4 protein-coding genes are annotated in these 3364 nt (G+C 59.0%); 3 read left to right on the top strand and 1 reads right to left on the bottom strand.

Annotation, left to right across the window (positions count from 1 at the left end; all coding sequences use genetic code 11):
• From VEJ16_17800 to VEJ16_17790, 3 genes are all read left to right on the top strand, one after another.
• Positions 1 to 196, top strand: a 196-nt coding sequence (locus tag VEJ16_17800) for a hypothetical protein (protein HYB11517.1), incomplete at its 5' end; no start/stop codon positions are given.
• Between the two features lie 389 nt (positions 197 to 585).
• Entirely contained in the window at positions 586 to 840 is a 255-nt protein-coding gene (locus tag VEJ16_17795; GenBank protein HYB11516.1) for a hypothetical protein, read from the top strand.
• 124 nt (positions 841 to 964) lie between these two features.
• Positions 965 to 2071, top strand: coding sequence for an enolase C-terminal domain-like protein (locus tag VEJ16_17790; GenBank protein HYB11515.1), 1107 nt, complete (start codon positions 965 to 967; stop codon positions 2069 to 2071).
• A gap of 548 nt (positions 2072 to 2619) precedes the next feature.
• On the opposite strand, the gene VEJ16_17785 is transcribed toward VEJ16_17790, so the two are convergent.
• Complete coding sequence (locus VEJ16_17785) at positions 2620 to 3312, bottom strand: ATP-binding cassette domain-containing protein (GenBank protein HYB11514.1); 693 nt, start codon at positions 3310 to 3312, stop codon at positions 2620 to 2622.
• Positions 3313 to 3364: the final 52 nt, after the last annotated feature.

Here is a 3364-nt window from a genome sequence, read left to right as displayed (position 1 = left end):
GAGTTGGCATCATGCCATTACAGGCGCCTTCCGTCTTCGTTTCGATCCCGCGCGTGCTTATGAGCATCGAGACTGCTCTGTCGACATTGGCGGTCACCGCGACGACGTGATCATCGCCGAATCCGATCAATGCATGATCCTCGGCATCGGCCTGTCCGATGCGGCGGATCAGCGAAGGTTAAGAACGACCGGCTAGCTGGTCTCCAGTTCGGTGAACTTATGGAACGCGACGCGTATGACATTTCTCCACCGATCCCAATTCAATCGAGCAAGTTTTCGCCAAAAAGGAGCGCTTTTGCGAAGCGCACCCTTCCCGTTCTTCGGCGCAAAATTAGACGAAAATTTAAGATAACAATATACTGCTGAGCCAGCTACCCGCTTTGCGAAAGATCAAATCGGCGCCGGAATTACAACACGATCATTGAGGAATCGGACGATGCCCTGCGCCAACAGTGATTTTGGCGACTTCACCAACTCATCTCAGATCCCCCCTTCCCGCGCTTTTCCCAGCGCGATAGCTAGCGAGGCTACGCCTCAGACCGACGAGATGTATAGGGGCTGCCGGGACAGGATTCCCCGGGCCGAATGACCTACGACCTTCGCCGCCTGCGCCTGCACGCTCTCATCCGCCGCGTCCCCGGAACCCATCGCTATCACGTCACTGCCCAGGGGTTACGCGTCGCCCTGTTCTTCACCCGCACCCATGCACGACTACTGCGCCCCAAGCTTGCCGATATTTTCGACCCCGCCCCTCGAGCCCCCACCCCGCTCCGTAAGGCTTTCGACCGCCTCGATCAGGAGATCAAACGATGCTGTTTCGAACTCAACCTTGCTGCCTGAAAACTTGACTCCTCTACACCAAATTTTAAAAAGCAAGATAATCTAGCCGCGCGACATGTCGACTGAATTTTACCCGCGATACCTAACGGGCCCGTCCGCTGCCTAGGGAAGAAGGGAACGCACAATGAAAATCACCGACATCACCGTTACGCTGTTCGCCTGGGACGATATTCCGGAGACCCAGTATGCGAGTATTACCGGCCGTTTCTCCGGATCGAGCGATCTCGGCCTCGTGACGATCCGCACCGATCAGGGCCTTGAGGGTCACGACTTCCTCGGTTCCGCGAGCCGCGCGGGAAGCGTCGACGCCAAGATCGTGACCGGCGTGCTCAAACCGATGCTCATCGGCAAAGACCCGTTCGATCGCGAGCTCCTATTCGAACATATGTGGCAGCGCGCCCGCCTATTCGCCCTTCGCGCGATCGGCGCACTCGACGTGGCGTTATGGGATCTGGCCGGCAAGGCGGCGAATATCCCGATCCACAAGCTCATGGGCGGGTTCCGTTCCTCGGTACCCGCCTATGCGAGCTCGGCAGTGCTGCCATCGGCACAGGCCTATGCGGACGAAGCCGCCGCCTTTCGCGAGCGCGGATGGACCGCTTACAAGATCCATCCGCCCACGCGCTGGCGGGAGGACATCGCGATCTGCGAGCAGGTGCGCCGCGCGGTCGATGACGACTACCGACTGATGCTCGACTCCACCTGGAGCTACAAATATCCCGAGGCGCTACGCGTCGGCCAGGTGATCGAGCGGCTCGGGTTCTACTGGTACGAAGACCCGCTCGTCGAGGACGACGTCGCGAACTATGTCAAGCTCAAGCAGAAGCTCTCCGTGCCCATCCTAGCAACCGAGTATGCGCCGGGAGGACATACCGCGTACGCACCGTGGCTGATCATGCAAGCGACCGACTTTCTGCGCGGTGACGTCGCCGTGAAAGGCGGCTTGACCCCGTGCCTGAAGACCGCCCACCTCGCCGAATGCTTTCACATGAACTACGAGGTGCATCATGGCGGCAATTCGCTCAACAACTTGGCCAACTTGCACCTCATCATGGCGATCAAGAACTGCGAATATTTCGAGGTCCTGCTGCCCGACCGCGCCCAGAAATACGGCCTTGCCGAGGACATCGAGGTCGATCGTCACGGCCTCGTTCACGCGCCGCAAGGCCCGGGAATCGGCGCTAAGATCGACTTCGATCTGATTCACCGCAAGCAGATCGCCGTGCTATAGCTACTCAGTTGAGTCGTTTAGTCGACCTCGCCCCCAGCAACGGTAGCGAAACAGGTTCTTCAGCAAAAAGCGCGGACATCGTCCGAGATGGTCATGATTACCAGTGGGGTGCAGAATGACCGTATCCCTGTCGAACGGTCAAACTCGGACAGATTGATGATGCAGTCCGCCCAGGATTGGCAAGGGCAGGACGTGACCGATCCTCTCGATGTCGCATGGAAACGCTGCGTTCTTCTCGCGACAGGTGCGCACGAACTTGGTTGTAATGTCGTTTGTGCGAGCTCCGCAGATGGTTACGCCAACCATCAAACAATCGACTTGGCAGAATCCACAGGAGTCAGCCAAATCCTCAGGAGCGTTTTTTTTGCCCTCCAACGTGTGCTCGAATCATCAAATTGCCTTTCTCTACGCCTCGGCATCGAAGGGGAACCGGCCCCAAGGAGCACAAGGCTTCTACGAGTAATGTCGTCCAGCTCGCCGAGTTCTTATCAGCGCTCCCGTGCCACGCCCTTCCACGGTTCATTTGCAACTTTGGCACAGCCGCAAACTCACACGTGCATGTGGGCGAGGACGCGCTCGCGGTCAACTGTCGAGCGCGTTCCTTCGAGGATGGCCCGACCCTGGTCCATGACCAGATAGCGGTCGGCGATACGCTCGGCGAAGGCCAGATTTTGTTCGACGACGATAAATGCCGTACCAGCGTCTTTCTTCTCGGCGATGCACGCGTCCATATGGAGGATGTTCTCCCACTGCACGCCTTCGCTCGGCTCATCAAGCAGCACCACCGGCTGGTCCTCGGCAAGACCGCGGACAAACGAGAGAATCTTTTTCTCGCCTCCCGATAGCGTACCGGCGTGTTGGCTGAGGCGGCGCTCGAGGATCGGGAATCGTGCAAAATAGGAACGGAACGGCGACAGGTGACGGTTGGTGCGCATCAACGTCAGGTTATCGCGAACCGATAGGTCATCGAATACCGGTCGTTCTTGCGGACAAAAGGTGATGCCCGAACGGCGTCGCGCGGCGGGATCAAGCCCGTCAACCGACTTGCCGTGCAACAAAACGCGGCCGGCCCGGCGCGGCAGATAGCCGAAAAGGAGCTTCATCAACGTGCTCTTGCCGACGCCATTTCGCCCGAGCACGCATAGCACCTCGCCGGCTGCGGCCGCGCCGCTGAGATCGCGCACGATCGTGGTGCTGCCGTAGCCGCCTGTTAAATTCTCAAAGGCAAGGCACGCGCTCATTTTTCGCCCCCGACGTAGACGGCGCGAACGGCCGGATCGGCTTGGACCGCCG

This window comes from Alphaproteobacteria bacterium (assembly GCA_035625915.1).
In the GTDB taxonomy this organism is placed as follows: Bacteria; Pseudomonadota; Alphaproteobacteria; order JACZXZ01; family JACZXZ01; genus DATDHA01.
The sequence above is the reverse complement of the archived record's forward strand: the minus strand, read 5'-3'. Positions and strand labels throughout refer to the sequence as shown.